A 24,957-nucleotide genomic window follows, 5' to 3' on the forward strand; every position below is an offset into this window, starting at 1 on the left:
GCTTCTTGCGGCCCTGAGGGCTCCGCACCTTCCGAATCTCGAAGTCCATCGCATCCCCTGAACTGGGGTGTTGCGACGACCACTAGAACGGAAGCACACCACCCCGTCGGCCCGCCCCAGGTCCATGCCCACCTCCCGACGTGTCGAGCCACCCCCTCATCCAAGACGAACATCCAGGTCAGGGGCAAACCGCGTGGCCTCCCGAGCGCGGCGTCGAGGCCGCACTCAGCGGGTTGCGCAAGGCCCGGGGCCGAGATGTGACTGCGCGAACGTGTAGTGCCGTGGCACGAGGACGCCCCGCAGGCCGTCCACCCTGGAACGCAGTACTCCGTCACCGCGAGTACTCCGTCACCGCGAAAGGCAGTTGTCGCGCCATGCCCCCCACCGCACTGCACCCCGAACCGGCCGCTGCCCTGCCCGGCGTCCCCGTCGTCGACATCACCGCCACCGGGCCCGGCCGCACCCCGATCCAGCAGGTCATGGAGCTGATGCGCCGCCACGGTCCGGTGCTCGTGCGCCGGCTGCACGGCCGGGACGTGCTGTTCGTCGCGGACGCCGACCTGGTCGCGGACCTCGCCGACGAACGGCGGTTCGCCAAGCACGTCGGCCCGGCGCTCGAGAACGTGCGCTCCTTCACCGCCGACGGCCTGTTCACGGCGTACAACGACGAGCCCAACTGGGCCAAGGCGCACCACATCCTGATGCCCGCCTTCGCGCTCGGCTCGATGCGCACCTATCACCCGGTGATGGTGGCGGTGGCCCGCCGCCTCATCGACTCCTGGGACCGCGCGGCGCGAACCGGACGGCCCGTCGACGTGGCGGACGACATGACCCGCATGACCCTGGACACCATCGGACTGGCCGGATTCGGCTACGACTTCGGCTCCTTCGAACGCAGCGAACCGCACCCCTTCGTGGAGTCCATGGTCCGCTGCCTGGAGTGGAGCATGACCCGTCTGGCCCGTACCCCGGGCCAGGACCACTCGGCGGCCGACGCGGCCTTCCGGGCGGACGCCGACCACCTCGCCCGGGTCGTGGACGACGTCATCGCCTCCCGCGCCGGCACCGACCAGAGCGGCGCCGAGGACCTGCTCGGGCTGATGCTCAGCGCCCCGCACCCCGCCGACGGCACCACTCTGGACACCGCCAACATCCGCAACCAGGTGATCACCTTTCTGATCGCCGGCCATGAGACGACCTCCGGCGCGATGTCCTTCGCCCTCTACCACCTCGCCAAGCACCCCGCCGTCCTGCGGCTGGTGCAGCGCGAGACCGACGCGCTGTGGGGCGACACGGCCGACCCGGAGCCGTCGTACGACGACGTCGGCCGGCTCACCTACACCCGCCAGGTGCTGAACGAGGCACTGCGGCTGTGGCCGACGGCAGCCGCGTTCAGCCGGCACGCCCGCGAGGACACCCTGCTCGGCGGCCGGATCCCGCTCGCGGCCGGCCAGGCCGTCACCGTGCTCACACCGATGCTGCACCGGCAGCCCGTGTGGGGCGACAACCCGGAGCTGTTCGACCCCGAGCGGTTCACCGCGGAGGCGGAGACGGCCCGCCCGGTGCACGCCTTCAAGCCGTTCGGCACCGGTGAACGCGCCTGTATCGGGCGGCAGTTCGCGCTGCACGAGGCGACCATGCTGCTCGCCATGCTGGTCCACCGCTACCGGCTGCACGACCACGCGGACTACCGGCTCACCGTGAAGGAGACCCTCACCCTCAAGCCCGAGGGCTTCACCCTCACTCTCACCCCCCGCACCCCCGCCGAACGCGTCCACGCCGTGCTGCCGGGCAGCACCCCCGCCCGGGCCGACGAAGGCCCGGACCCGGACACCGTCCCCGCCCGGGTCCGCCCCGGCACCGGCGTTCTCCTCCTGCACGGCAGCAACTACGGCACCTGCCGCTCCTTCGCCGCCCAGCTCGCCGACGAGGCCGCCGCCGTCGGCTGCGCCACCGAGGTCGCCGCCCTGGACGCGTACGCGGACGGACTGCCCGCCGACCGGGTCGTCGTCATCACCGCCGCCTCCTACAACGGCCGCCCCACCGACGACGCCGTCGCCTTCACCGCATGGCTCGACGGCACCCCGGACCTGACCGGCGTGACCTACGCCGTCCTCGGCGTCGGGGACCGCAACTGGGCCGCCACCTACCAGCAGGTCCCCACCCGCATCGACGCCCGCCTCGCCGAACTGGGCGCCACCCGTCTCACCGGCCGGGCCGCCGCCGACGCCTCGGGCGACCTGGGCGGCACCGTACGGGAGTTCACGGCCCGCCTGCGTACCGCGCTGCTCACGGAGTACGCAGACCCGGACGCCGCACCGGCCACCTCCGCCCAGCCCGCCCACGCGTACGAGGTCCGCACGCTCACCGGTGGCCCGCTGGACGCCCTCGCCGCGCGGCACGAGCTGGTCCCGATGACCGTCACCGAGGCGTACGACCTCACCGCGCCGGAACACCCGCGAACCAAGCGGTTCCTGCGCATCGCACTCCCCGAGGGCGTCACCTACCGCACCGCGGACCACCTGACCGTGCTGCCGGCCAACGCCCCCGACCTGGTGGACCGCGCCGTCGCCGCCCTCGGCCTCGACGCCGACGCCGTACTGGACATCCGGACCGCGCGTCCGCGCCGCGACGGCCTCGCCGTGGACCGCCCGCTGTCCGTACGCCAGCTCCTCACCCACCACGTTGAGTTGCAGGAGCGGCTCACGGCCCGCCGGCTGGCCGTGCTCGCGGAGGCCAACCCCTGCCCGCCCGAGCGTGCCGCCCTCGCCGCCCTGACCGGTGACGATCCGCGCACCCTCGTCGAACTCGCCGAGGACCACCCCGCACTGCGCGGCGGGCTCGACTGGCCGCTCCTGCTCGATCTGCTCACCCCCCTGCGGCCGCGCCACTACTCGGTGTCCTCCTCACCGGCCGTCGACGCGCGCCACGTGGACCTCATGGTCTCCGTCCTCGACGCCCCCGCCCGCTCCGGGCGCGGTCGCTACCGGGGGACCGGCTCCGGCCACCTCGCCTCCCTCGAGGCCGGCGACACCGTCCACGCCCGGATCCAGCCCTGCCGCGAGGCCTTCCGGATCGACCCCTCGGCACCGGTCGTCATGGTCGCCGCCGGCACCGGACTCGCCCCGTTCCGCGGCGCCGTCGCGGACCGCGCCGCGGTCCGGGCCGCAGGCGACCGACTTCCGCCCGCCCTGCTGTACTTCGGCTGCGACGCCCCGGACGCCGACTTCCTGCACGCCGGGGAACTGCGGGCCGCCGAGGCGGCCGGCGCGGTCTCGCTGCGCCCGGCCTTCAGCGCCGCGCCCGAGGACGGCGCCGCCTTCGTGCAGCACCGCATCGCCGCCGAGGCCGCCGAGGTCTGGGAGCTGCTGCAGTCCGGCGCCCGGGTGTACGTCTGCGGCGACGGCTCCCGGATGGCACCGGGCGTCCGCGAGGCCTTCCGTGCGCTGTACAGGGAACACACCGCGGGCAGCGACGAGGCGGCCCGGCGGTGGCTCGACTCGCTGGTGGCGGACGGACGTTACGTGGAGGACGTGTACGCGGCCGGGTGAGCCGGTGACGCCACCGCCTCGCGCCGCTGGGGTGCGGGGCGCCCCTCCGCTTAGCTCATATCGTGAACTAAGGGTTGGGAGAATCTCGCGTTCCGGCTGCCCGAAGGGGTATGTTGCAGGTCGGGCAGGGTGCGTGAAGGGAGCGGCATGGCGGAGCGTAACGGGCGCACGGTGCGTGACCTCAGACGGGGCAACCGGACGGCGGTGCTGCAGAAGCTGTACTTCGACGGCCCGCTCAGCCGCTTCGAGCTGGGCCCGGCGACCGGTCTGAGTTCCGGTTCGGTCAGCAATGTGGTCGCGGACCTGATCGCGGACGGCCTGGTCGAGGAGGCCGGCAGCGTCGACTCCGACGGCGGCCGGCCCCGCACCCTGCTGCGCGTCGCCCCCGGCAGCGGACAGATGATCGGCGTGGACGTCGGCGAAACCCGTGTCCGCGTCGAGCTGTTCGACCTGGCCCTGACCGAACTCGCCCGCACCGAACGGCGTTTGACTCCCCAGGGCTACGACGTCGAGGTGATCGCCGGGCACATCCGCGACGGCATCGCCGAGGTGCTGGGTGCCGAGCGCGCCGCGCCCGAGCGGCTGCTCGGCATCGGCGTCGGAGTCCCCGGCATCGTCGAGCACACCCCGGAACAGGGAGCCGTCGTCCACGGCCAGACCATCGGCTGGGACGCGGTCCCGCTGGAGCGGCTGCTCCGCTCGGCCTCCCCGCTCCCCGAGGAGATCCCCTACTTCATCGACAACGGCGCCAAGACGCTGGGCCAGGCCGAGATGTGGTTCGGCGCGGGACGCGGCGCCCGCAACGCCGTGGTCGTGCTCTTCGGCTCCGGCGTCGGTGCCTGTGTGGTGACCCCCGAGGTGGAACACGGGCGGGCCGTCGAGTGGGGGCACCTGACGGTGCGGGTGCGCGGGCGCCGCTGCCGCTGCGGCGCGGCCGGCTGCCTGGAGGCCTACGCGGGCGCCGAGTCGCTGCTGGCCCGCTGGCGTGAGGAGGGCGGCAGGCCGCCCGGGGGGACCGACGAGGAGACCGCGCTCACCGCGATGCTCGCCGCCGCCTACCCGGAGGGCGCCGAGCCCGACCCGGTCGCGCTGGCCGTACTGGAGGAGACCGCCGAGTACCTCGGTGCCGGGCTGTCCGACCTGATCAACCTCTTCCAGCCCGAGCGGATCCTCATCGGCGGCTGGGCCGGACTGCAGCTGGGCGCCCGGTTCCTGCCGGCCGTGCGCCGGCACGCGACGACGTACGCGCTGCGCCATCCGGCCGAGAAGGTGACCATCGACCTCGGCCGGCTCGGCCCGGACGCGGTCACCGTCGGCGCGGCGATCCTGCCCTTGGCCGACTTCTTCGCGAGCGGCGGGCGCCGCCCCGAGCCGGTCACGGAGGACCACATGCCCGCCTGGCGCGCGGCACTTCGGCAGCGGGCGCCGCGCTGAGGCCGCCTGCCGGGGGCAGAGCTGTGGCGCAGGCGGCGCCGGCCGTTCGCGGCGCCGTCGCGGCCGGCCGCGCCCACGCAGCGGCTGCCGCACGCCGCGCAGACCCCGCGCCCCTCGGCCGTGGCAGCGCCGTCGGCCGTCGAAGCGCCGTACCTGACGGCCGACGCCGTCCGTCACTCAAGCCGACGGCTCGTCCGCGTCCGGTGCGTCGGGTGCCGGGGACGCGTCGTCCTCGGGCTGCTCGTCCGGCCCGGCCTCCCACGGATCCTCACCGGCCCCTGCCTGCTGATCCGGCATGTCCCTCGGCACCGGGTTCGTGTCCCGGCCCGGCTCGGGCTCCCGCTCCGCTGTCATCACGTTCTCCCCTCGGCACGGGCGTACGGCGTTCTCAGCCGACCTTCTGCCCGCGCATCGGCTCGGTGTCCGCCCCAGCGCCCTTCTGCAGGCCGTCGAGGAATTCCTGCAGCACCTCGGTGGCCGTGCGCCGCGGTCGCCAGCCCAGCTCACCGTGCGCCCGGCCGCAGTCCATCAGCGGCAGCCGCAGTACGGCGTCGAAGAGGTGCGGCGAGGCCGGCAGCAGATGCAGACCCCAGGCCGCGGCGATCGCCGACCGGGCCGCCGTACGCGGCAGCCGTACCGGGCGGCTGCCCAGCAGCTCGCCGAGGACGGCGGCGTCGAGCGGCGGGTCGGCGGCCAGGTTGAAGGCGCCCCGCGCGCCGTCGGAGTGCACCGCGAGCCGGTAGGCCTCGGCGGCGTCGTCCGTGTGCAGCGCCTGCACCCTGAGCCCGGGAATGTCCGGCAGGAACGGCAGCAGCTCCGGCCGGGCGAGCGGGCCGGGCAGGAAGCGCCCGCCGAAGATCCGCCGCTGTTCGCTGGCGGACTGCCACTTGAACAGGAAGGCCGGGCGCATCCGCACCACCCGCACCTCGGGGTGGTCCCGCTCGAACACGTCGAGCGTGCGTTCCAGGTAGGCCTTCTCCCGGCAGTACGCGGCGTCCGGCCAGCCGTGCGTCGGCCAGGACTCGTCCACCGCACGGTCCTTCGGGCCCGGTGAGTAGGCGCCCACGGACGAGGCGTGCACCAGCACCGGCACCCGGGCCGCGGCGACCGCCTCGAACACCCGGATGCCGCCGAGCACGTTGGTCCGCCAGGTGGTCGCCGGGTCGTGCGTCGGCTGGAAGGCCCAGGCCAGGTGGATCACGGCGTCCGCGCCCTCGAACCGCTCGGCCAGGTTCGCCTGTTCGGAGGCCAGGTCGACCGCGGACCACTCGGTCTTCGGCGGCGACCACGCCGACGTGCGCCGGGCCAGGCCGCGCACCGACTTGACGCCGGGGTCCTCCGAGAGCAGCCGCACCACACTCGTGCCGACATTGCCGGTGGCACCCGTGACGACGACCCTGCTGCCCACTGCGCTGCTCACCTTCGGCTCCTCTCGGCCGACGCTTCGGCGGACGGCCGGGTACCCGGCCCCGGGCCCGCACACACCCGGTCATGACGTGGCAGGTAATCGACCGGAGCGGGGCGTCCCGCGACCATCGAGGACATCAGCGCGACCCAGCCGCGTCGCACCTGGTCCGGACAGCCCGAGGAGGCACCCCATGCCGTACTGCGAGAGCCCCGTCGACGGCACCCGTCTGCACTACGTCGACCACGGCCCGGGCGACGGCCCCGTCGCCGTCTTCGTCTCCAGCGCCTACATGGGCCACGAGATGTGGGAGTACCAGATGCTGCCCCTGGCGGAGAGCGGCCACCGCTGCGTCGCCCTGGACCGGCGCGGCCACGGCCGCTCCGACGACGCCTGGTCCGGGTACGACCTCGACACCCTCGCCGACGACGTGCACGGTCTCCTCGACCACCTCGACCTGCGCGAGGTCACCCTGGTCGGACACTCGGTGGGCACCGCTGAGGTGATCCGCTGCCTGACCCGGCACGGCCTCGACCGGGTGGCCCGGGTCGCCCTCGTCGCCGGGGTCAGCCCGGGCGTCGTCCGCTCACCGGGCACCCCGGACGGCTGGGACCCGGAGGCGGTGCGCGCCGACGACGAGGTGTTCCGGAGGGACCGGGCCGCGTACTTCACCGCCCTGGCCGACGACTTCTTCGCCGCCCATCTGCCCGGCAACGAGGTGTCCGCGCCGTACGTCCGCTACATGGTCGACCGCTGTCTGAGCGCCACCCCGCGCGCCGCGAACGGCGTCCGGGCAACCGTCGCCGCCCTGGACATCGCCGACGAACTGCCCGCGCTGGATCTCCCGGTGCTCGTCGTCCACGGCACCGACGACACCTCGGCGCCGTCGGCGCTCACCGGCGAGCGCGTGGCCCGGCTGGTGCCGGACGGCACTCTGAAGCTGTACGAGAACGGCGGCCACGGCCTGTTCGCCACGCACGCCGCACGGCTCACGGCCGACCTGCGGGAGTTCCTCGGGGCCGGGACGGCGCGGACCGGTGAGCCGGCCGGTGCGGGAGCGGCGGGCCGGTGAACATGGATGAGCCCCGGCCGTGACGGGGGATTCACGGCCGGGGCGGTCAGGTGGCGGGTACGGATGGCGGTCGCCTCTCGGCGAAAGGCTCCACAGGGCTTCAGCCGAACGATCGTCCCTCTGGGCGGACGGTGAGGCCCGGGGACACTGTCCCGTCCGTACCCACGTGTGGTTCAACGGGCAACCATCCTGGGGTGTTCCCTCGGTATCTGTGATCCGCATCACCTTCCGTGAGGCTCAGGCCAGCGGACTTGCGCCGAGCCGTTCGAGCAGCGCGGCGGGGTCGGCATAGACGGCCTCCGCCCCGGCCTCCTCCAGGTCCGCCCGGGGAATCCCGCCGCACAGCAGCCCCACACAGCGCACCCCGGCCTTGCTGCCCGCGCGCATGTCCCACACCGTGTCCCCGACCAGCACGGCCCGCGAGGCCGGGACCCCGGCCAGCTCCAGGGCGTGTTCCACGGGCTCGGGGGAGGGCTTGCCCTCCCGGACGTCCTCCGAGCTCGCCATGTCCGCGATCGCGTCGTCGGCGTCGATGGCCCGGCGCAAGGCGCCCAGCTCGGCGCCGCTCGCCGAGGTGGCGAGGACGACCGTCCAGCCGTCCCGGTGCAGCCGGCGCAGCAGCTCCCCGGCCTTCGGCAGCGCGGGCAGCCGGTCGAAGTACTGGCCGTACAAGGCCTTGTGCGCGGCGCTCAGCTCGCCGTCCCGGTCCCTGTCGTGGTCGTCGCCGAGCAGATGGGCGATCAGGTCCGTGGAACTCAGCCCGACGGCCCGGTGCACCGCATGCATGGGCACGTCGTGTCCCGCCTGCCGGAAGGCCTCCCACCAGGTGACGACATGCAAGTGGTTGGTGTCGACCAGAGTCCCGTCGACATCGAATACGGCAGCGCGCTCCATCCGCGGGTCCTTTCCTCACTGGGCTGCGGGCCGAGTACCACGCCGGCCGCATCAGGAACCCGCCGCACGTGCGGGAACCCGCCCCTGCCGGGTCCACGCCAGCAGCTCGTCGGCGGACCAGGTGGTCACCACGCGCCCGGCGGGCACCCCGCACTCCTCGGCCCGGGCGCAGCCCAGGATCTGCCAGTCCAGCTGGCCGGGCGCATGCGCGTCGGTGTCGACGGAGAACAGCACCCCCGCGTCCACGGCCCTGCGCAGCAGCCGGCGCGGCGGGTCCAGCCGCTCGGGGCGGCTGTTGATCTCCACGGCCGTACCGGACTCGGCGCAGGCGGCGAACACGGCGTCCGCGTCGAACTCCGACTCCGGCCGCCCCCGGCCCGTCACCAGCCGCCCCGTGCAGTGCCCCAGGACATCGGCGTGCGGATCGCGTACGGCGGCCACCATCCGGCGGGTCATCGACCGGGCGTCCATCCGCAGCTTGGAGTGCACCGACACCACGACCACGTCCAGTTGCCGCAGCAACTCCGGTTCCTGGTCCAGCGAGCCGTCCTCGAGGATGTCGCACTCGATGCCGGTGAGCAGCCGGAACGGCGCCCACCGCGCGTTCAGCTCCGCCACCACCGCCAACTGCTCGCGCAACCGCTGCGGCGACAGACCGCGGGCCACGGTGAGCCGGGGAGAGTGGTCCGTCAGCACGGTCCACTCGTGCCCCAGCTCGGCGGCGGCCCGTCCCATCTCCTCGATCGAACTGCCCCCGTCGGACCAGTCCGAATGGGTATGACAGTCCCCGCGGATCAGCATCCGCAGCCGGGCCCCGATGCCCTCGCCGGGCGGGGCCCCGCTCTCCTCCTCCAGCTTGCGCAGATAGCCCGGCACCTGCCCGGCCAGCGCCTCCCGCACCACCTGCGCGGTCTTCGGCCCGACCCCTTTCAGCTCCTCCAGGGTCCCGGCAGCCGCCCGTCGGGCAACCTCCTCCCCGGGCAGTGCGGCCAGCGTGCGGGAGGCGTTGCGGAAGGCCTTCACCCGGTAGGTGGGCGCGAGCGACCGCTCCAGCAGAAAGGCGATCCGGTCGAGAGCGGCGACGGGTTCCATGCAACACAGGGTGCCCGAGGCGCCCCCGAGGGGCGCGGGGAAGCGCGCGCCCGGCCACGGGGCACGCGCAGCCCGCGAGGGCCCCCGCCCCGCGGACGGGACCCGTTTGCCCATCGGGCCCCCGGGTACTGCGGAATCCCGTCGAGCGACCGTCCCCGAGGAGGCTCGTCATGCCCGCACCGGACACACAGCGGACAGCCGTGATCACAGGAGGTGACAGCGGCATCGGCCGAGCCACCGCCGTCCGCCTCGCCCAGGCGGGCCTGGACGTCGGCATCACCTGGCACACGGACGAGAAGGGTGCGGAACAGACCGCGGAGGAGGTACGCCGCACGGGCCGCCGTGCCGCCGTCGCCCAGCTCGACCTCACCCGGCTGCCCGAGGCCGCCGGCACCGTCGACACCCTGTGCGCCGAGCTCGGCCGCATCGACGTCCTGGTCAACAATGCGGGAACGGGCACCATGACCCCGTTCCTCGACCTGACCCTGACGGACGTACGCCGGGTCCTGGACGTCGACCTCGTCGGCCCGTTCCTGTGCGGGCAGCACGCGGCCCGGCACATGATCCGGCAGGGCGGCGGCGGCCGGATCGTCAACGTCACCTCCGTCCACGAACACCAGCCCCGGGTCGGCGCCGCGCCGTACTGCGCGGCCAAGGGCGGGCTCGGGCTGCTCACGCAGGTCATGGCGCTGGAACTGGCCGAGTACGGGATCACCGTGAACGCGGTCGCACCGGGCGAGATCGCCACGCCGATGACCGGCCAGGAGGACACCGACGTGCACACCGAGCGGCGGCCCGGAGTACCCCTCGGGCGGCCCGGCGACGCCCGCGAGGTCGCCGCCGTGATCGCCTTCCTGGCCAGCCCGGACGCCTCGTACGTCACCGGTGCCTCGTGGAGCGTCGACGGCGGCATGCTCCGCATGGGCCCGCAGGCCGGCTCCCATCTGACCGGCGACGACTGGCGCCGTCCCTGACGCCGTGCGACTGCGGACCAGTTCCTGCGACGACCCCGGCTGGACACGCATCCGTTGCGGCCGGGGCTTCCGCTATGCCGACTGCACCGGCCGGCCCCTCACCGACCCCGACCGGCTCGCGCGGATCCGGGCTCTGGCCATCCCGCCGGCCTGGCGTGACGTGTGGATCTGCCCCTGGCCCAACGGCCATCTCCAGGCGGTCGGCACCGACGCCGCCGGACGCCGGCAGTACCTGTAACACGAGCAGTTCCGCGCCGAACAGGAGAAGGCCAAGCACGAGCACGTCCGGCAGGTCGCGCGGGTCCTGCCGGAGCTGCGCGCCAGAGCGGGCACCGACCTGGCGGGGGGCGGGCTGCGCCGGGCCCGGGTCACCGCCTGCGCGGTCCGCCTGCTCGACCTGGGCTTCTTCCGCGTCGGCAGCGACCGGCACACCCGCACCAGCGAGACCTACGGCCTGACGACCCTGCTGCGCGAACACGTCGGCTGCGCCCGTGGCGCGATCACCTTCAGCTATCCGGCCAAGGGCGGCGTGCACACGGTCCGGGCCCTCGTCGACGATCAGGTCCGCAGTGTCGCCCGAGCGCTGCTGCGGCGCCCGCGCGGCGGCGACCGCTTCCTCGCCTTCTTCGAGCGGGGCGCCTGGCACGATCTGCACAGTGACGACCTCAACGAGGCGTTGCGCCGGCTGTCCGGCACCGATGTCACGGCCAAGGACTTCCGCACCTGGCACGCCACCGTCCTCGCCGCCGTGGCGGTCGCCGTGACCGCCGACAGCGCCCGGTCGAGCGGTGCGGCCCGGCGGCGGCAGGTGGCCCGTGCCGTCCGCGAGGTCAGCCACTACCTGGGCAACACCCCGGCCGTGTGCCGGTCCTCCTACATCGACCCGGCGGTCTTCGAGCTGTTCGAACAGGACGTGACCATCGCCCCCGTGCTCACCCGGCTGGGCGAACACGGGGACTTCGGGCGGCCGGCCACCCAGGGAGCGGTGGAGGCGGCGGTTCTCGATCTTCTGGACGGCTTCAGTGGATGACTCGTCTGCGCGCGATGCGTTCTAGGCTCTATTCCATGACCGAACAAGCAGTTCCGCACATCTCCCATCCGCGGATCATGGTGCTCGGCGTCTGCCCGGGCAGGTCCGGCGAGCGGCCCTTCCGGATCATGGAGATCGACGGTCAGGTGATCGGTGAGGCCAGGACCGTCACCGACGTACTGGAGACCGCCGCCTCGTACGGCATCACCATCCACGATCTGGACGACCCCGATGTGGTCCGCTGGGTCGGCGGGGACAAGTACCACTGGACGCTGCACTGACCGGAGCGCGGCTCAGCCCACCGTCCACTTCTGGTTGGCGCTGCCCGTGCAGGTCCAGATCTGCAGGCGCGTGCCGTTGGCCGAGTTGTTCCCGGTCACGTCGAGGCACTTGTCGGCCTGCGGGTTGACGATGTCGTGCGCCCCGGTGACCGTCCACTTCTGGTTCGGGCCGCCGGTGCAGTCCCACAACTGGACGGTCGAGCCGTCCGCGGTGCCGTTGCCCGTGACGTCCAGGCACTTGCCGAGCGCCCGGATCGTGCCGTCCGAGCCGACCGTCCACGCCTGCGCGGCCGTGCCGTTGCAGTCGTAGAGCTGCACCGGGGTGCCGTTCGCGGGGTTCGCCCCGGCCACGTCCACGCACTTGCCGGCCAGTCCCCGTATCGGCACGCCGGCCGCGCTGTCGCTCGTCGTCACCGACACCGAGTCCACCACCAGCTGCTGCGGGAACTGGGTGCTCGCGTCCGGGTCGCCGGGCCAGTAGCCGCCGACGGCCAGGTTCAGGATCAGGAAGAACGGCTTGTTGTCGAACACCCAGGTCTTCCCGCCCAGGTCGGCGGGTGTGCGGCGTTCGTAGACATTCCCGTCCACGGACCAGGTGATCGAGCCGGGCGCCCAGTCGACGGCGAAGGTGTGGAAGGCGTCCGCGAAGGCCTGCCCGCCCGGCAGCGTGTACGCCGCCCCGATGCCGCCGGAGCCGGAGTAGCCGGGGCCGTGGATGGTGCCGTGCACGGTCGAGGGCTCGAAGCCGACGTTCTCCATCACGTCGATCTCGCCCGAGTCCGGCCAGTTCACGGGCGTGCCCAGCATCCAGAACGCCGGCCACATGCCCTGCCCGCGCGGGATCTTCATGCGCGCCTCGACGTGCCCGTACCGGGCTTCGAACTTCCCGGCGGTGTTCAGCCGGGCCGAGGTGTACTGACAACTGCCGTACCAGCACCGGTAACCGGCCGGGTTCTCCTTGCGGGCCGTGATCACCAGATGGCCCTGTCCGTCCAGGGCCGCGTTGTCCGTGCCCGGCGTGTAGTACTCCCGCTCGTGGTTGTTGACGTTGTCGCCGGTCTCCAGCGTCCACTTGGAGGAGTCGACGGCGGAGCCGGCGGGCCCGTCGAAGGTGTCGGAGAAGGTGGTGACGGTCGCCGCGGCCGGCGCGGTGGCCTGGGCCCGCGCCGGCCCGACGGCTGCGGAACCGACGAGCGCGGCGGACAGGGCGGGGAGGAGGCATCTGCGGAGCAGGCGTGGGGAGGCCATGGCTCTCCATTCGACGTGGGGGGTGGGCCGTGAAGGGATGCCTCTTGATTTAAGGAGTGAGAAAAGAGGGCGTCAAGACTTTGGTGCAGACCTGCCGCTGATGGCCCGTCGGTCTTCACTCCGCCTGTGGCTCGCGCACGCGCCGGTGCACCGCCCGTCCGAGCCGCCGTCCCAGCAGCAGCCAGCCGAGCAGTGCCCCGGTGGTGTTGAGCAGGACGTCGTCGATGTCGAAGGCGCGCCCGGTGATCAGTGCCCCCTGCACCAGCTCCACCGTCAGCATCACCAGCGCCGTGAGGGCCACTACCCGCAGCACCCCTCGGGCGCGCGGGGCGAGGACGGGGACCAGCACCCCGAACGGGACCCCGAGCAGCACGTTCCCGCCGAGCTGCTTCAACGCGTCCACCGTCCGCGCCTGTTCCAGGTAGGCACGCAGAGAGCGGCCGGGGTGCAGGTTGCTGTGCGTCAGATGCACGGAGGCGGGCGACGGTTCCAGTGTGATCCGGGCCAGCACGACGGCGAACGCCACCATGAACGCGAAGGCCACCAGCATCGCCAGCAGTCGCAGGGGCAGCGGCAGCGCATGCGGCGCCACCGGCCGCCGGGCTTTCTCCGCCGGCGCCCGCTTCCTGGATCCGCGCAGCACCGCGGGCAGCTGCGGGGCGGTAAAGCCCATGAGGTTCCCTCCCGAGGTCAACTTCGCCGTGTCGTAGGGCGGTTACCCGGCAACCGGCCCGGGATGCCACGGTCCCGCCGGCTTTGCGCGCACGGCGGCGTTTCCGTTCACGCTCCCGGGGCACTCCCGCTGCGGACCCGCGTGCCGCCGCCCCTCCCCGGGTGCGGCGGTGCTTGGATGCCCCGAGCGGCGCGTCGGACGGACCGCCGCGCATGCCTGCAGAGCGGACCGAGGAGGTGCGGATGACCGGACGTTCCCACCCGCGCACCCTCCTCCTCGCCACCGGTGAACTCCTGGGCTGGTGGGGAGCCCTCATGGTGCTGTGGCTGGTGTTCATCTCGACCGTCTACACCCTGGAATGGATCGTGGGCGCGAGCGCCGCCGCGGGGGGCGCGCTGCTGGCACGGGCCGGCCGGCGAGCGGTGACCTGGCGGTGAACGGCTGGATCCTCGCGGCGACCGTGGACCTGGCCGGGGGAGGGGCGGCCGCCCTGTGGGGCGTCACCACCGGCCCGACGGCCCGTCGCGTCGTCGCCCAGAACATGACCACCTCGGCCCTGTGCCCGGCCCTGCTGCTGCTCTCCCAGGGCTACGGCCGCCCCGCCTACGTCGACCTCGCCCTGCTGCTGGCCCTGCTCGGCCCGGTCGGCACGCTCGTCTTCGCCCGGCTCCTCTCCGACGACCTGGCGGACGACCGGCCGAGCGCCTGGGGACTGACCTGGACCGCCGCCGTACTGAGCGCGGTGGTCGTGGCCGCCGTCTGCGCCGCCACCGGACCCGGCCGCGCCATGGTGAAACTCCTCGTGACCGGTGCCCTGCTGATCGCCGGCAACGTCATCGCCTCCCGCGCCCTGTCGGGCGGGTTCCGGGGGGTGCGCGGTGGCTGACAGGCGTACGAAGGATGAGTGCGCGGGGTGGCGGCGTAAGTACGTCACGGCCCTCGCGCCTGCGAGCCGGCTGCGTCTGCCGGTCGGGGTGGTGGGTGACGGTGACGGCCGGGGTGAGCCGGTCGCGGTGGTGGGTGAGGGTCGACGGGGCCACGACGAGCATGTGCCGGTCGCGATTGCGGGTGAGGGGCGAGTGTCTGTGTGCGGTCGCGGCGGTGGGCCGTGGGTCGAGCACCGCCGGCGGGGCGTAGTGGGGGTGCGGCATGGGTGATGCCGTGATCGTCGTCGCGCTGCTGCTGGTGGCCGCCTGCGCCACCGCGGCGGTGGTCCAGCGCGACCCCGCCCGTCAGGCGCTGGTGCTGTCCGTGCTGGGGAGCGTCCTCGCCGTGCTGTTCACCGTGCTCCAGGCCCCGGACGTCGGCCTGTCCCAACTGGCCGTCGGCTCTGCGCTCACCCCGCTGCTGGTCATGCTGTCCGTGCGCAAGGTCAGGCGCCGCGGCCGCGCGCAGGACAGCGCTCCGAAGGACGGTGCTCCACAGGACGGCGCTCCGAAGGACGGTGCTCCACAGGGCCGCGCTGCGAGGGGCGGTGCCACGTGAACCGCCTGCGGCTCGGCCTGATGGCCGCGGGCGGCGCGGGCCTCGCCGCCCTGCTGGTCGCCGCCTGCCTGGACCTGCCCGGCTTCGGCGGCCGGAGCCACCCCTACGGCACCCGGGCCGTGCACGCCTCCCTCACCCGGCACACGGCCAACACCATCGCCTCCGTCAACTTCGACCAGCGCGCCTACGACACCCTCGGCGAGATGAGCATCCTGTTCACCGCCGTCCTCGGCTGCGTGGTGCTGCTGCGTCAGGCCCGCGACGAGCACCGGGCGGAGCCGGTACCCGCAGAGGTGGCCCGGCCGGTCCGCCGCTACGCGCCGATCATGCTGCCCGTCGCCCTGGTGACCGGCCTCTACGTCATCGCCCACGGCCAGCTCAGCCCCGGCGGCGGCTTCCAGGGCGGTGTCGTCGCCGCGACCGCCCTTCACCTGCTGTATCTCGGGGCCGACTACCGCGCGCTGGAGCGCGTCCGCCCGCTCGCCGTCTTCGAGACCTGCGACGCGGTCGCCGTCTCCTCCTACCTGGTGCTGGGCGCCGCCGGGGTCCTGGCCGGCACCGCGTTCCTCGCCAACACGCTGCTGCCGTACGGCACCTTCAACACCCTGTCCTCCGGCGGCGCCGTACCCCTGCTGAACGCGGCCATCGGCATGGAGGTGGCGAGCGCGGTCGTCATCCTGCTCGCGAACTTCCTCGACCAGGCCGTCGAGATCGAGGAGGAACGAGGGAGTTGAAGTCCGTGATGCACATCCTTCCCTACCTGGTCGCCGCCTACGTCTTCCTGACCGGCTGCTACGGCCTCGCCACCAGCCGCAACCTCATCCACGCCGTCGGCTGTCTCGCGGTCTGCCAGTCGTCGACCTACGTGCTGCTGCTGGCGGTCGGATACCAGGACGGCGCCACCGCACCCGTCTTCTCCGACATCGAGCCCGGCTCCCGGACCGTGGTCGACCCGGTCGTGCAGGCGCTCACCCTCACCGACATCGTCGTCGGTGCCACCGTCACCGCGCTGCTGCTCGCCCTCGTCCTGCAGATCGCCAAACGGCACGGCACGGTCGACCCCGACGAACTGCGGGAGCTGCGCGGCTGATGCACCATCTGCTTCCCCTGCTCGTCGCGATCCCCCTGCTCGGCGCCGCCCTGCTGGTGGTCGCCGGCCGCCATCTGCCCCGAAGCGCCGCAGAGATCACCGGCTTCGTGTTCTCCGGTGCCACGGCCGCCCTCGCCATCGTGCTGCTGCTGAACTCCTCGCCGCCGATGGTGGAGTGGGTCGGCGGCTGGCTGCCCGTCGCCGGTGAGAGCGTCGGCATCGTCGTCATCGGCGACGGCCCGGCGCTCGGCATGGCCGCCCTGGTCTCCGTGCTGACGCTGGCCGCCCTCGCCTACTCCTGGCGCTACTTCGCCGAGCCCCCGCGCGGTCACGGAGGCGCCTTCACCGCGCTGATGCTGGCCTTCCAGGGCGCCATGTGCGGGTTCGCCATCGCCGGCGACCTGTTCAACGCGTTCGTGTTCTTCGAGTTGATGAGCGTGGCGGCCTACGCCCTCACCGGCTACCGCATCGACGAGGCCAAGGCCGTACAGGGCGCGCTGACCTTCGGCGTCGTCAACTCCCTCGGTGCCTACGCCATGTTGATGGGCATCGGCCTGCTGTACGCCCGTACCGGCGAGCTGGCGATGGCGAAGATCGGGCGCGGCCTCGACACGGCGGCGGGGCACGGCGGACCGGACGCGCTCGTCCTCGCGTCCTTCGTCCTCGTGATGACCGGGCTTCTGGTGAAGGCCGCCGCCGTGCCCTTCCACTTCTGGCTGCCCGACGCGCACGCCGTCGCTCCCACCCCGGTGTGCATGCTGCTGTCCGGCGTGATGGTCGAACTCGGCGTCTACGGCGTCTGGCGCGTGTACGGCACCGTCTTCTCCGGACCCGGTGGCATCCCGGCCGCCGACCTGACCCGGGCCCTGATGACCCTCGGCGTGCTCACGGCCGCGACCGGTTCCGTCATGTGCTGGTACCAGCGGCACATCAAACGGCTGCTGGCCTACTCCACCATCGCCCACACCGGCCTGTTCCTCGTGGGCCTCGGCGTCCTCACTCCGCAGGGCGACGACGGGGTCGCCATCTACGTCCTGGGGCACGCCGGAGTGAAGGCGGCGCTGTTCGCCTGTGCCGGTGTGCTGCTCGACCGGTACGGCTCCGTCGACGAACACGCGCTGCACGGCCGGGCGCGCGAACTGCGTCTCACCGGGGTGCTGTTCGCCGTGGGTGCCCTCGGTCTCGCAGGCCTGCCCCCGTTCGGTACGGGGCTCGGCAAGGCGGTCACCGAGGAGGCGGTCGGCGGCCCGCTGGCCCTGGTGTACGTGGCCGCCTCCGCGATCACCGGCGGCGCCGTCCTGCGCGTCACCGCCCGCGTGTTCCACGGCCTCGGGCCGCGCCCCGAGGACGCCGACTCCGACCTCGAGACCAGCGGTTCGGACGAGGAGCCCGAGACGAGCGGTCTGCTCACCCGGATCCCGGACACGATGGGGACGGTGCCCGTCGTGCTGCTCGCCGCCGCCCTGGCCGTCGGCGCGGTCCCCGGCTTCGGCGACCTGGTCGCCCGCTCCGTGAACGAGGCCGGATCGGGCGGCGCCCACGCCTCGGCCCGGTGGACGGCGCACGGTGTCCTGCTGGGCCTGGCCGCCACCGCGTTGGCCGTGGCCCTCGCGGGCCTGGCCGTGACCCGCCCGCACCGGACCGCCGCCCCCGACTGGGCCCGGCCCCTGCGCCGCCTGCAGTCCGGGCACGTCGGCGATTACGTCGCCTGGCTGCTGCTCGGCTCCGCGGTCCTCGGGGCGCTGGCCCTGCCGGGGGTGCTCGGCGGCTGACGGGAGGCCGGTGCTCAGGAGTCGTAGGAGATGTGCACCTCCGTGAAGCCGAGGGACCGCAGCAGGCCCTGGAGCATGCCGGTGGTGTTGGTCTCGGCGCGCGCGGTCAGGCCGCTGCTCCGTGCCGCGTCGCCGATGTGCCGGACGGCGAGCTTCTGCACGGCCTGCTCGCTGTCGGGGTTGTCCGAGAACAGGTCGCCGAGCCGGTCCAGCAGGCCGCGCTGCTTGGACACGGCGTAGGAGTGGTCGGGGTCGAGGGCGGGCCGGCCGAGCCGGGCGTGCGGCAGCCGGATGGTGGCGGACGTGCGGTCGCCGTTGACCCGCACGTCCTTGTCGCCCACCTGGCCGAGGTCGACGTACGCGTCCACGGTGCCCGCGCCGACGTACAGGGTGCGGGTGCCGCGGATCGCGGAGGGCAGGTACTTCGCGTCCTTCTGCAGGTCGACGACGACCTGGAAATTGCCGGACGCGGCGTCGTAACGGCTCATGTCCTGGATCGACTTCAGGAGTGCGGGACCGGAGCGGTCGTGCGTCTCGGTGCCGAACAGGTCCTTGATGCCGGGCAGTACGGCCAGCCGGATGCCGGCGAAGAGCACGCCGAGCACGAGGACGAGCGCGGCGACGGCCTTGGCCCAGCCGGGCAGGCGCCTGACGGAAGTCGTCATGGTGACGGTCCTCCTTCCTCCTCTGCGCATGCCCCGTCGGATGCCGCCGCAGACCGGCGCATCGAGGCGGCTCCGGACGGCCCGCACCCACGGGAGGAAGGCTGTGCGATCGCTGTCGGATTTCTGTGTACGGCGGAACCGTGGCGCAGGTAATGAACGCACTTTTCCGTTGCAAATTTGATGTCGTGTGATTAAAGAACTGATCTGGGTGCGGTGAGAGTTTCCTTGAAGAGGGGCCGCCACGTCCGTGCGGCCGTGCGCGGTGACGAAGACTGATGCGCATGGCCACGAACGTCCTCGACCCCACCGCGCCCGCCACTGCCGAGCGTCGCCCACCCTGGCGATCACCGGCGGGCGAGCCCGCGTACGCCCGGCCGGTGCTGCTGCTTCTCACCGTGCTGGCCGCCGTTGTCTACAGCTGGGGCATCGACCACAGCCAGTACCACACGTTCTATGCGAACGCCGCCCGCAGCATGACGGAGAGCTGGAAGGCCTTCTTCTACGGCTCTTTCGATCCCGGGAATTCCATCACTCTCGACAAATTGCCGGGATTCCTGTGGCCGCAGGCGCTCTCCGCGAGGCTTTTCGGATTCCATCCGTGGGCTCTGGTGCTGCCCCAGGTACTGGAAGGAGTGGCCTCACTGCTGGTCCTCCACCGCCTCGTGCGCCGCTGGGCGGGTGCGAACGCGGCGCTCATCGCCGCCACGGCCTTCCTGGTGACCCCCGTGACGGCCGGGCTGTTCCGCACCGCGGTCGAGGATCCCGCCTTCACGCTGTGCCTGCTTCTCGCGGCCGAGGCGACCGAGCGTGCCGCCCGTGGCGGCCGGCTGCGCCCGCTGCTGCTGGCCGGTGTCTGGGTCGGCGTCGGCTTCCAGGCCAAGATGCTGGAGGCGTGGGCCGTACTGCCTGCGCTCGCCCTGGTGTACCTGGTGTCGGCACCGCTCGCGCTGCGGCGGCGCATGGTGCACATCGGCGTGTCCGCCCTGGTGATGACCGCCGTCTCGGTGTCCTGGATGCTCGCCGTCACCCTCACTCCGGCCAAGGACCGGCCGTATGTGGACGGCACCACCAACAACTCCGCGTTCAGCATGGTGGTCGGCTACAACTTCCTGAACCGCTTCTCCTCGCTCGGCATCAGTGCGGCCGCCACGGGAAGCGTGAGCGCGACCCAGGGCGGCGGAGGCGGTCACGGCGGCGGACGGGGTTTCGGCATGGCCGCCGGCCCGGGCGCCCAGGACCTCGGGCACCGCGGTACCGGCGTCGTCGGAGCAGGAGCAGGAGCAGGCGGTGCGCACAGGGCCCGGGGCGCCGTGGCCGGCCGTCCCGCGGCGGCTTCCCGTCAGGCCGGCGACCGGGACCAGGTCACCCACCCGTACCAGGCCGGTGCCCGACACCGGGCGGCCGGCCGGTTCGGCGGTGGCCAGAACGGCTGGTCGAAGATGTTCGGGAGCGCACTCGCCTCCCAGACCGGCTGGTTCTATCCCCTCGCGGCCGTGGCCGTGGTCTGCGGTCTGCTGTGGCGCCGCGGCCGCCCGCGCACCGACCGGCTGCGCGCCGGGTACCTTCTGTGGGGCACCTGGCTCGTCACCTACTTCCTGGTCTTCAGCGCCGGCAGTGTCGGCGGCCACACCTACTACATGGGCGTGATCGCGGTGCCGCTCGCCGCGCTCACCGGCGCCGGGACCGTGCTGCTGTGGCGCGCCCACCGGGCGGGCGGGCGGCGCGCATGGGCCCTGCCGGGCGCGGTGGCGGCGACGGCGGCCTGGGGTGCGTATCTCGCCGCCCTGTTCCCGTCGTTCCTGCCGTGGCTGGCGCCCGCGGTGGCCGTGCTGGGTGCGGCCGCGGCCGGGATGCTGGCCCTGGCCCTGGCCCGACCGGAGCGGCAGCGGGCCGGCGGCCGGCTCGCGCTCGCCGGTCTCGCCGCCGCCCTGGCCGCCGTACTCCTCGCGCCGGGCGCCTGGGCCGTGCAGGTCTTCAACCCCGCGTACGGCAGCTCCGGCATGGGCGCCGTCGGCCCGACCGGCACGGGCCGCGGTCCCGGGGCGGCACGACCGTGGCCGGAAAGGAGCGGCACCGCGGCCGGGGCGGGCATCTGGGTACCCGTGTGGGCGACCCGCGGCGGCTGGGGTGCGGCGGGTCCCGGCGGCCGGGCCGGTTTCGGCGCCCTCGGCGGCTTCGGGGGCCGGGGCGGCTTCGGCGGAGCCGACGGCGACGGCTCGCTGACCGCGGACCAGCGCCGACTCCTCGACTACACCCGCGCGCACCAGGGCGCGGCCACCTACACGTTCGCCACCGGCAGCTGGAGCGCTGCCTCGCCCTACATCCTCGCGGCCGGCGCGCACGTCCTGCCGCTCGGCGGCTTCAGCGGCCGGGTGCCCTTCCCGACCCCGACGCGGTTCCGGCAGCTCGTCGACGCCGGGAAGGTGCGGTACGTCCTGCTGGGCGACGCCCGCGGCACGGCTTTCGGGGCCGGCGGTACCGGGACTGCCGCCGCACGGATCACCGGCTGGGTGCAGTCCTCCTGCGCCGTGGTCCCGCCCGCGGCCTACGGCGGGGCGGCCGGTTCGGGCGGCGCGCGGACGGCCGGTGCCCAGACCCTCTACCGGTGCGGCTTGGGCCGGTAGCATGATCCCGGTCCCGGAGTGATCACGCGAGGAGCGGATCGTGCGAGACATCGCCGTCTTCAGTGGCAGTGCCCACCCCGAGCTGGCGCACGAGGTCTGCGCCCATCTCGGGGTGCCGCTCAGCCCGACCCGGGTCAACCGGTTCGCCAACGACTGTCTGGGAGTGCAGCTTCAGGCCAACTGCCGGGAGCGGGACGTCTTCCTGATCCAGCCGCTGGTGAGGCCGGTGCAGGAGCACCTGGTGGAGCTGCTGCTGATGTGCGACGCGGCCCGGGGCGCCTCCGCGGCCCGGATCACCGTCGTCATGCCGCACTACTCCTACGCCCGCTCCGACAAGAAGGACGCGCCGCGCATCTCCATCGGCGGACGGCTGGTCGCCGATCTGCTGGTGGCGGCGGGCACGAGCCGGGTGCTCGCCATGACCCTGCACTCCCCGCAGGTGCACGGCTTCTTCTCGGTGCCGGTCGACCATCTGAACGCGCTGCGTGAACTCGCCGCACACTTCCGCCGCTACGACCTGACCCGCACCACCGTCGTCTCGCCGGACCTCGGCAACGCCAAGGAGGCCGCCGCCTTCGCCCGGCTGATCGGCGCCCAGGTGGCGGCCGGCGCCAAACAGCGGTTCGCGGACGACCTGGTGAGCATCAACTCCGTCATCGGCGACGTCACCGGCCGGGACGTCATCGTGCTGGACGACGAGATCGCCAAGGGCAGTACCGTGCTGGAACTCCTCGAACGCCTGCGGGAGTCGGACCCGCTGTCGATCCGGGTGGCCTGCACGCACGGGCTCTTCGCGGCCGGTGCCCTGAAGCGGCTGAGCGAGCAGCCGGACGTGCTGGAGATCGTGTGCACCAACACCGTGCCGGTGCCCGCTCAGGAGGAGCACACCGACAAGCTGCGCGTGCTCTCCATCGCCCCGGCCCTCGCCGAGGCGGTACGCCGCATTCACAACGGCGAATCGGTCAGCGCCCTGTTCGAGCAGTCGTAGACGACAGGGTTCGAGCAGTCGTAGACGACAGGGCCGGACCGCTGCGAGGCGGCGTCCGGCTCACAGCGAACCGGACGCGGCCTCGGAGCGGGCCAGGGCCGCGTCCAGCGTCGGCTGCGGGGGCAGCAGCCGGGACAGTCCGGTCACCCGGAAGACGCGTAGGGTCAGCGGATGCGTGCACACCAGGTGCAGTTGCCCGCCGCCGCCCACCACCCGGGCGCGGGCCCGGTACAGCAGGCGCAGCCCCGAGCAGTCGAAGAACTCCACCGACCGCAGGTCGACGACGATCCGGGCACCGGGCCGGCCGGTGGCCCGGTCCAGGAACGGGCCGACCTCGGTGGCCGCGAGCAGGTCGATCTCGCCCCGCAGCTCCAGCACCGTGTGCGCCCGGTGCTCGTACACACGGAGGTGACGGGTGAGCGGTGCAGGCTCGTCTCGCACGACGGCATCACCTCCCACCCGTGCCCGGACGTCGGTCTCCCGATCGTCAAGTTACCCTCGATGGAAGGAATTTGAGCATGTTCGATTGACATATGTCTTCGAGTTTGAGGCGTGTCGCCCGGTGGCCCCGCTCGGCCGCACGCGCCACGCGGGCTCAGTCGACCAGAAGGACCAGCTTCCCCGTCGTCCGCCCGGTTTCGCCGGCTTCGTGCGCCTTCGCTGCGTCCGCCAGCGGAAACGTCCCGGCGATCGTCGCCTTCAGCTTCCCCGACTCCGCCAGCTCCGCGATCGCCTCCATGCCGGACCGGTCGGCGTCCACCAGCATCTGCACCGCCCGCACACCGCGCCGCTCGGCCTCCTCGGACAGCCCCGGGGCACTGCCCGGCAGGATCGAGACCAAGATGCCGCCCGGCCGCAGCACCTTCAGCGACTCGACGGCCGTGTCCCCGCCGAGCGTGTCCAGGACCACGTCGACGTCCCGGACCGCCTCGGTGACATCGGTCGTCCGGTAGTCGATCGGCTCGTCCACACCGATCTCCCGCAGGAAGTCGTGCTTGGCCGCGCTCGCCGTGCCGATCACATACGCACCCCGCGCCTTGGCGATCTGTACGGCCACATGCCCGACACCGCCGGCCGCCGCCTGGATCAGCACGCGCTGCCCGGGCTGAACCCCGGCGTGCTCGGTCAGCGCCTGCCAGGCGGTCAGGGACACCAGCGGCAGCGCGCCCGCCTGCGTGTGGTCGATCGCTGCCGGCTTGTGCGTGAGGGCACGCACCGGGGCGATCACGTACTCGGCGTGCGAGCCGTGGCCGTACGGATAGGGCAGCATGCCGAAGACCTCGTCACCGGGGCTGAAGGCGGCCACGCCGATCCCCGTCTCGGCGACCTCGCCCGACACGTCCCAGCCGAGGACGAACGGCGGCTCGCCCAGGAACATGCCGAGGGCCCGGTGCTTCCAGTCGGTGGGGTTGACCCCGGCGGCCCGGACCCGGACCAGCACCTGATTGGGGCCCGGCTTCGGCCGTTCGGCCTGTACTTCCTTAAGGACCTCGGGGCCGCCGAGGACGTCCTGGCTGATGACTCGCATCGTGTTCACATCGCTCATGGTCGCCCAGCCTGCCGGGGTCCGCTCGCCGGGGAAATGGCATGATTGCCAAGCTTCGCTAGGATCGTGCCATGAGTGGCAAGCGGAAACCGCACCGGGTGGTCGTCCTGGCCCTCGACGGCGTCTACCCCTTCGAGCTGGGCATCCCCAGCCGTATCCTCGGCGCCGCCGACGGGCACTACGAGGTGCTGACCTGCACGGTCGACGGCGGTCCCGTGCGCACCAACGCCGACTTCACGGTCGGTGTCGCGCACGGCCCGGAGATCCTCCCGACGGCGGACACGGTCGTGGTCACCTCGATGCCGCCCGCCTGCATCCCCACGGAGCTGCCGCAGGAGGTCGCCGCGGCCCTCGCCAGCATCCGCCCGGACGCCCGGATCGTCTCCATCTGCACGGCCGCGTTCGTGCTCGCCGAGGCGGGGCTGCTGGACGGCCGCCGGGCCACCACGCACTGGCAGGTGGCCGACCTGTTCCGCCGCCGTTTCCCCCGGGTGGACCTCGACCCGGACGTCCTCTTCGTCGACGACGGCCGCATCCTCACCTCGGCCGGAGCCGCCTCCGGCGTCGACATCTGCCTGCACATCGTGCGCACCGACCACGGCAGCGAGCTGGCCAACTCCGTCGCCCGGCGCTGCGTCGTCCCGCCGTTCCGGGACGGCGGCCAGGCCCAGTACATCGAGCAGCCGGTCCCCGTCAGCGGCGCGGCGAGCACGGCCGAAACCCGTGCCTGGGCCCTGGAACGCCTGGACGAACCGCTCACGCTGGCCGACCTCGCCGGCCACGCCCGGATGAGCCTGCGCACCTTCGCCCGCCGCTTCAACGACGAGGTCGGTCTCAGCCCGGGCCGCTGGCTGATCCAGCAGCGGGTCGTCCGGGCCAGGCACCTGCTGGAGTCCAGCGACCTGCCGGTGGACCGGATCGCCGCCGAGGTCGGCTTCGCCACCGGTGCCTCGCTGCGTCAGCACCTGCACGCGGCGATCGGGGTGTCCCCGCAGGCCTACCGCCGGACGTTCCAGCAGACCCGCTGAACGTTGTGGCGACACCCCCGAGGACGGCCTCCAACCCCTCTTCGACATGGTTCGGCCCGCCCTGCCCGGCCGCGGCCGGGCAGGGCGGGCCGCGGCCGGCAGATC

22 protein-coding genes and 2 pseudogenes are annotated in these 24,957 nt (G+C 73.1%); 15 read left to right on the forward strand and 9 right to left on the reverse strand.

The genetic code is table 11. The features are described from left to right. Positions 1–374 precede the first annotated feature (374 nt). Positions 375–3,551, forward strand: coding sequence for a cytochrome P450 (locus ABZ919_RS40570; RefSeq protein WP_361259071.1), 3,177 nt, complete (start codon positions 375–377; stop codon positions 3,549–3,551). Between the two features lie 147 nt (positions 3,552–3,698). After that, positions 3,699–4,985 carry an ROK family transcriptional regulator gene (locus tag ABZ919_RS40575; protein ID WP_361259074.1) on the forward strand — a complete coding sequence of 429 codons (1,287 nt, stop codon included), beginning with the start codon at positions 3,699–3,701 and terminating at the stop codon, positions 4,983–4,985. A gap of 177 nt (positions 4,986–5,162) precedes the next feature. Here the strand turns inward: ABZ919_RS40575 and ABZ919_RS40580 are convergent, their stop codons facing one another. Together ABZ919_RS40580 and ABZ919_RS40585 are read right to left on the reverse strand one after the other, a co-directional pair. Further along, positions 5,163–5,339 (reverse strand): hypothetical protein, encoded by a 177-nt coding sequence (locus ABZ919_RS40580; RefSeq protein WP_361259077.1) that lies wholly within the window; start codon positions 5,337–5,339, stop codon positions 5,163–5,165. 34 nt (positions 5,340–5,373) lie between these two features. Beyond that, positions 5,374–6,405 carry an SDR family oxidoreductase gene (locus ABZ919_RS40585; RefSeq protein WP_361259080.1) on the reverse strand — a complete coding sequence of 344 codons (1,032 nt, stop codon included), beginning with the start codon at positions 6,403–6,405 and terminating at the stop codon, positions 5,374–5,376. 178 nt (positions 6,406–6,583) lie between these two features. Here ABZ919_RS40585 and ABZ919_RS40590 point away from each other — a divergent pair, with 178 nt between their 5' ends. Beyond that, the gene (locus tag ABZ919_RS40590; RefSeq protein ID WP_361259083.1) at positions 6,584–7,462 is read left to right on the forward strand and encodes an alpha/beta hydrolase; all 879 of its coding nucleotides are present in this window, start codon (positions 6,584–6,586) and stop codon (positions 7,460–7,462) included. A 237-nt stretch (positions 7,463–7,699) separates the two neighbouring features. Here the strand turns inward: ABZ919_RS40590 and ABZ919_RS40595 are convergent, their stop codons facing one another. Continuing rightward, complete coding sequence (locus ABZ919_RS40595; protein WP_361259086.1) at positions 7,700–8,356, reverse strand: HAD family hydrolase; 657 nt, start codon at positions 8,354–8,356, stop codon at positions 7,700–7,702. Between the two features lie 51 nt (positions 8,357–8,407). Beyond that, positions 8,408–9,448 (reverse strand): PHP domain-containing protein, encoded by a 1,041-nt coding sequence (locus ABZ919_RS40600; RefSeq protein WP_361259089.1) that lies wholly within the window; start codon positions 9,446–9,448, stop codon positions 8,408–8,410. Between the two features lie 170 nt (positions 9,449–9,618). On the opposite strand from ABZ919_RS40600, the gene ABZ919_RS40605 reads away from it, so the two are divergent. The 3 genes and pseudogenes from ABZ919_RS40605 (at position 9,619) to ABZ919_RS40615 (ending at position 11,733) form a co-directional block, all read left to right on the forward strand. Continuing rightward, entirely contained in the window at positions 9,619–10,422 is an 804-nt protein-coding gene (locus ABZ919_RS40605) for an SDR family oxidoreductase (RefSeq protein WP_361259092.1), read from the forward strand. A gap of 4 nt (positions 10,423–10,426) precedes the next feature. Continuing rightward, a pseudogene (locus tag ABZ919_RS40610) lies at positions 10,427–11,452 on the forward strand (DNA topoisomerase IB). A 35-nt stretch (positions 11,453–11,487) separates the two neighbouring features. After that, positions 11,488–11,733, forward strand: a complete 246-nt coding sequence (locus tag ABZ919_RS40615) for a hypothetical protein (RefSeq protein ID WP_361259095.1) — start codon at positions 11,488–11,490, stop codon at positions 11,731–11,733. A gap of 12 nt (positions 11,734–11,745) precedes the next feature. Here the strand turns inward: ABZ919_RS40615 and ABZ919_RS40620 are convergent, their stop codons facing one another. Both ABZ919_RS40620 and ABZ919_RS40625 read right to left on the reverse strand, forming a co-directional pair. Beyond that, entirely contained in the window at positions 11,746–12,981 is a 1,236-nt protein-coding gene (locus ABZ919_RS40620) for an RICIN domain-containing protein (protein ID WP_361259098.1), read from the reverse strand. A gap of 115 nt (positions 12,982–13,096) precedes the next feature. Continuing rightward, entirely contained in the window at positions 13,097–13,654 is a 558-nt protein-coding gene (locus ABZ919_RS40625; RefSeq protein WP_361259101.1) for a VanZ family protein, read from the reverse strand. Positions 13,655–13,896: 242 nt separating this feature from the next. On the opposite strand from ABZ919_RS40625, the gene ABZ919_RS40630 reads away from it, so the two are divergent. The 6 genes and pseudogenes from ABZ919_RS40630 (at position 13,897) to ABZ919_RS40655 (ending at position 18,001) form a co-directional block, all read left to right on the forward strand. Further along, on the forward strand, positions 13,897–14,091 hold the full coding sequence (locus tag ABZ919_RS40630) for a hypothetical protein (protein WP_361259104.1): 195 nt from the start codon (positions 13,897–13,899) through the stop codon (positions 14,089–14,091). After that, a complete protein-coding gene (locus ABZ919_RS40635) occupies positions 14,088–14,540 on the forward strand; it encodes an MrpF/PhaF family protein (protein ID WP_361259107.1) in 453 nt (150 codons plus the stop codon). Before ABZ919_RS40630 ends, ABZ919_RS40635 begins: the two co-directional genes overlap by 4 nt. 263 nt (positions 14,541–14,803) lie before the next feature. Then, positions 14,804–15,043, forward strand: a pseudogene (locus ABZ919_RS40640) (hydrogenase subunit MbhD domain-containing protein); the annotation flags it as partial. A 116-nt stretch (positions 15,044–15,159) separates the two neighbouring features. Next, on the forward strand, positions 15,160–15,873 hold the full coding sequence (locus ABZ919_RS40645; RefSeq protein WP_361259133.1) for an MnhB domain-containing protein: 714 nt from the start codon (positions 15,160–15,162) through the stop codon (positions 15,871–15,873). A gap of 8 nt (positions 15,874–15,881) precedes the next feature. Further along, positions 15,882–16,229 carry a sodium:proton antiporter gene (locus ABZ919_RS40650; RefSeq protein WP_361259109.1) on the forward strand — a complete coding sequence of 116 codons (348 nt, stop codon included), beginning with the start codon at positions 15,882–15,884 and terminating at the stop codon, positions 16,227–16,229. Next, positions 16,229–18,001, forward strand: a complete 1,773-nt coding sequence (locus tag ABZ919_RS40655; RefSeq protein ID WP_361259112.1) for a complex I subunit 5 family protein — start codon at positions 16,229–16,231, stop codon at positions 17,999–18,001. The genes ABZ919_RS40650 and ABZ919_RS40655 overlap by 1 nt, the downstream gene beginning before the upstream one ends. 14 nt (positions 18,002–18,015) lie before the next feature. On the opposite strand, the gene ABZ919_RS40660 is transcribed toward ABZ919_RS40655, so the two are convergent. Next, positions 18,016–18,666 (reverse strand): DUF4230 domain-containing protein, encoded by a 651-nt coding sequence (locus ABZ919_RS40660; protein ID WP_361259115.1) that lies wholly within the window; start codon positions 18,664–18,666, stop codon positions 18,016–18,018. Between the two features lie 281 nt (positions 18,667–18,947). Between ABZ919_RS40660 and ABZ919_RS40665 the strand changes: the two genes are divergently transcribed. Beyond that, positions 18,948–21,290 (forward strand): glycosyltransferase family 39 protein, encoded by a 2,343-nt coding sequence (locus tag ABZ919_RS40665; RefSeq protein WP_361259118.1) that lies wholly within the window; start codon positions 18,948–18,950, stop codon positions 21,288–21,290. Between the two features lie 40 nt (positions 21,291–21,330). After that, positions 21,331–22,278, forward strand: a complete 948-nt coding sequence (locus ABZ919_RS40670; protein ID WP_361259121.1) for a ribose-phosphate diphosphokinase — start codon at positions 21,331–21,333, stop codon at positions 22,276–22,278. Positions 22,279–22,338: 60 nt separating this feature from the next. On the opposite strand, the gene ABZ919_RS40675 is transcribed toward ABZ919_RS40670, so the two are convergent. Together ABZ919_RS40675 and ABZ919_RS40680 are read right to left on the reverse strand one after the other, a co-directional pair. Beyond that, positions 22,339–22,719, reverse strand: coding sequence for an anti-sigma factor antagonist (locus tag ABZ919_RS40675; RefSeq protein WP_361259124.1), 381 nt, complete (start codon positions 22,717–22,719; stop codon positions 22,339–22,341). Between the two features lie 154 nt (positions 22,720–22,873). Then, entirely contained in the window at positions 22,874–23,824 is a 951-nt protein-coding gene (locus ABZ919_RS40680) for an NADP-dependent oxidoreductase (RefSeq protein ID WP_361259127.1), read from the reverse strand. Between the two features lie 71 nt (positions 23,825–23,895). Here ABZ919_RS40680 and ABZ919_RS40685 point away from each other — a divergent pair, with 71 nt between their 5' ends. Next, the gene (locus ABZ919_RS40685) at positions 23,896–24,852 is read left to right on the forward strand and encodes a helix-turn-helix domain-containing protein (RefSeq protein WP_361259130.1); all 957 of its coding nucleotides are present in this window, start codon (positions 23,896–23,898) and stop codon (positions 24,850–24,852) included. Positions 24,853–24,957: the final 105 nt, after the last annotated feature.

It is taken from the genome of Streptomyces sp. NPDC046759 (genome assembly GCF_040645475.1).
Classification (GTDB): Bacteria; Actinomycetota; Actinomycetes; order Streptomycetales; family Streptomycetaceae; genus Streptomyces.

What these genes read in the sequence shown, in the direction of transcription:
- ABZ919_RS40570 (WP_361259071.1), top strand. Translation starts at nt 375, where the DNA reads ATGCCCCCCACCGCACTGCACCCCGAACCGGCCGCTGCCCTGCCCGGC.
- ABZ919_RS40575 (WP_361259074.1), top strand. Translation starts at nt 3,699, where the DNA reads ATGGCGGAGCGTAACGGGCGCACGGTGCGTGACCTCAGACGGGGCAAC.
- ABZ919_RS40580 (WP_361259077.1), bottom strand. Translation starts at nt 5,339, where the DNA reads ATGACAGCGGAGCGGGAGCCCGAGCCGGGCCGGGACACGAACCCGGTG.
- ABZ919_RS40590 (WP_361259083.1), top strand. Translation starts at nt 6,584, where the DNA reads ATGCCGTACTGCGAGAGCCCCGTCGACGGCACCCGTCTGCACTACGTC.
- ABZ919_RS40595 (WP_361259086.1), bottom strand. Translation starts at nt 8,356, where the DNA reads ATGGAGCGCGCTGCCGTATTCGATGTCGACGGGACTCTGGTCGACACC.
- ABZ919_RS40600 (WP_361259089.1), bottom strand. Translation starts at nt 9,448, where the DNA reads ATGGAACCCGTCGCCGCTCTCGACCGGATCGCCTTTCTGCTGGAGCGG.
- ABZ919_RS40605 (WP_361259092.1), top strand. Translation starts at nt 9,619, where the DNA reads ATGCCCGCACCGGACACACAGCGGACAGCCGTGATCACAGGAGGTGAC.
- ABZ919_RS40615 (WP_361259095.1), top strand. Translation starts at nt 11,488, where the DNA reads ATGACCGAACAAGCAGTTCCGCACATCTCCCATCCGCGGATCATGGTG.
- ABZ919_RS40620 (WP_361259098.1), bottom strand. Translation starts at nt 12,981, where the DNA reads ATGGCCTCCCCACGCCTGCTCCGCAGATGCCTCCTCCCCGCCCTGTCC.
- ABZ919_RS40625 (WP_361259101.1), bottom strand. Translation starts at nt 13,654, where the DNA reads ATGGGCTTTACCGCCCCGCAGCTGCCCGCGGTGCTGCGCGGATCCAGG.
- ABZ919_RS40630 (WP_361259104.1), top strand. Translation starts at nt 13,897, where the DNA reads ATGACCGGACGTTCCCACCCGCGCACCCTCCTCCTCGCCACCGGTGAA.
- ABZ919_RS40645 (WP_361259133.1), top strand. Translation starts at nt 15,160, where the DNA reads ATGGCCGCGGGCGGCGCGGGCCTCGCCGCCCTGCTGGTCGCCGCCTGC.
- ABZ919_RS40650 (WP_361259109.1), top strand. Translation starts at nt 15,882, where the DNA reads ATGCACATCCTTCCCTACCTGGTCGCCGCCTACGTCTTCCTGACCGGC.
- ABZ919_RS40655 (WP_361259112.1), top strand. Translation starts at nt 16,229, where the DNA reads ATGCACCATCTGCTTCCCCTGCTCGTCGCGATCCCCCTGCTCGGCGCC.
- ABZ919_RS40660 (WP_361259115.1), bottom strand. Translation starts at nt 18,666, where the DNA reads ATGACGACTTCCGTCAGGCGCCTGCCCGGCTGGGCCAAGGCCGTCGCC.
- ABZ919_RS40665 (WP_361259118.1), top strand. Translation starts at nt 18,948, where the DNA reads ATGGCCACGAACGTCCTCGACCCCACCGCGCCCGCCACTGCCGAGCGT.
- ABZ919_RS40680 (WP_361259127.1), bottom strand. Translation starts at nt 23,824, where the DNA reads ATGAGCGATGTGAACACGATGCGAGTCATCAGCCAGGACGTCCTCGGC.
- ABZ919_RS40685 (WP_361259130.1), top strand. Translation starts at nt 23,896, where the DNA reads ATGAGTGGCAAGCGGAAACCGCACCGGGTGGTCGTCCTGGCCCTCGAC.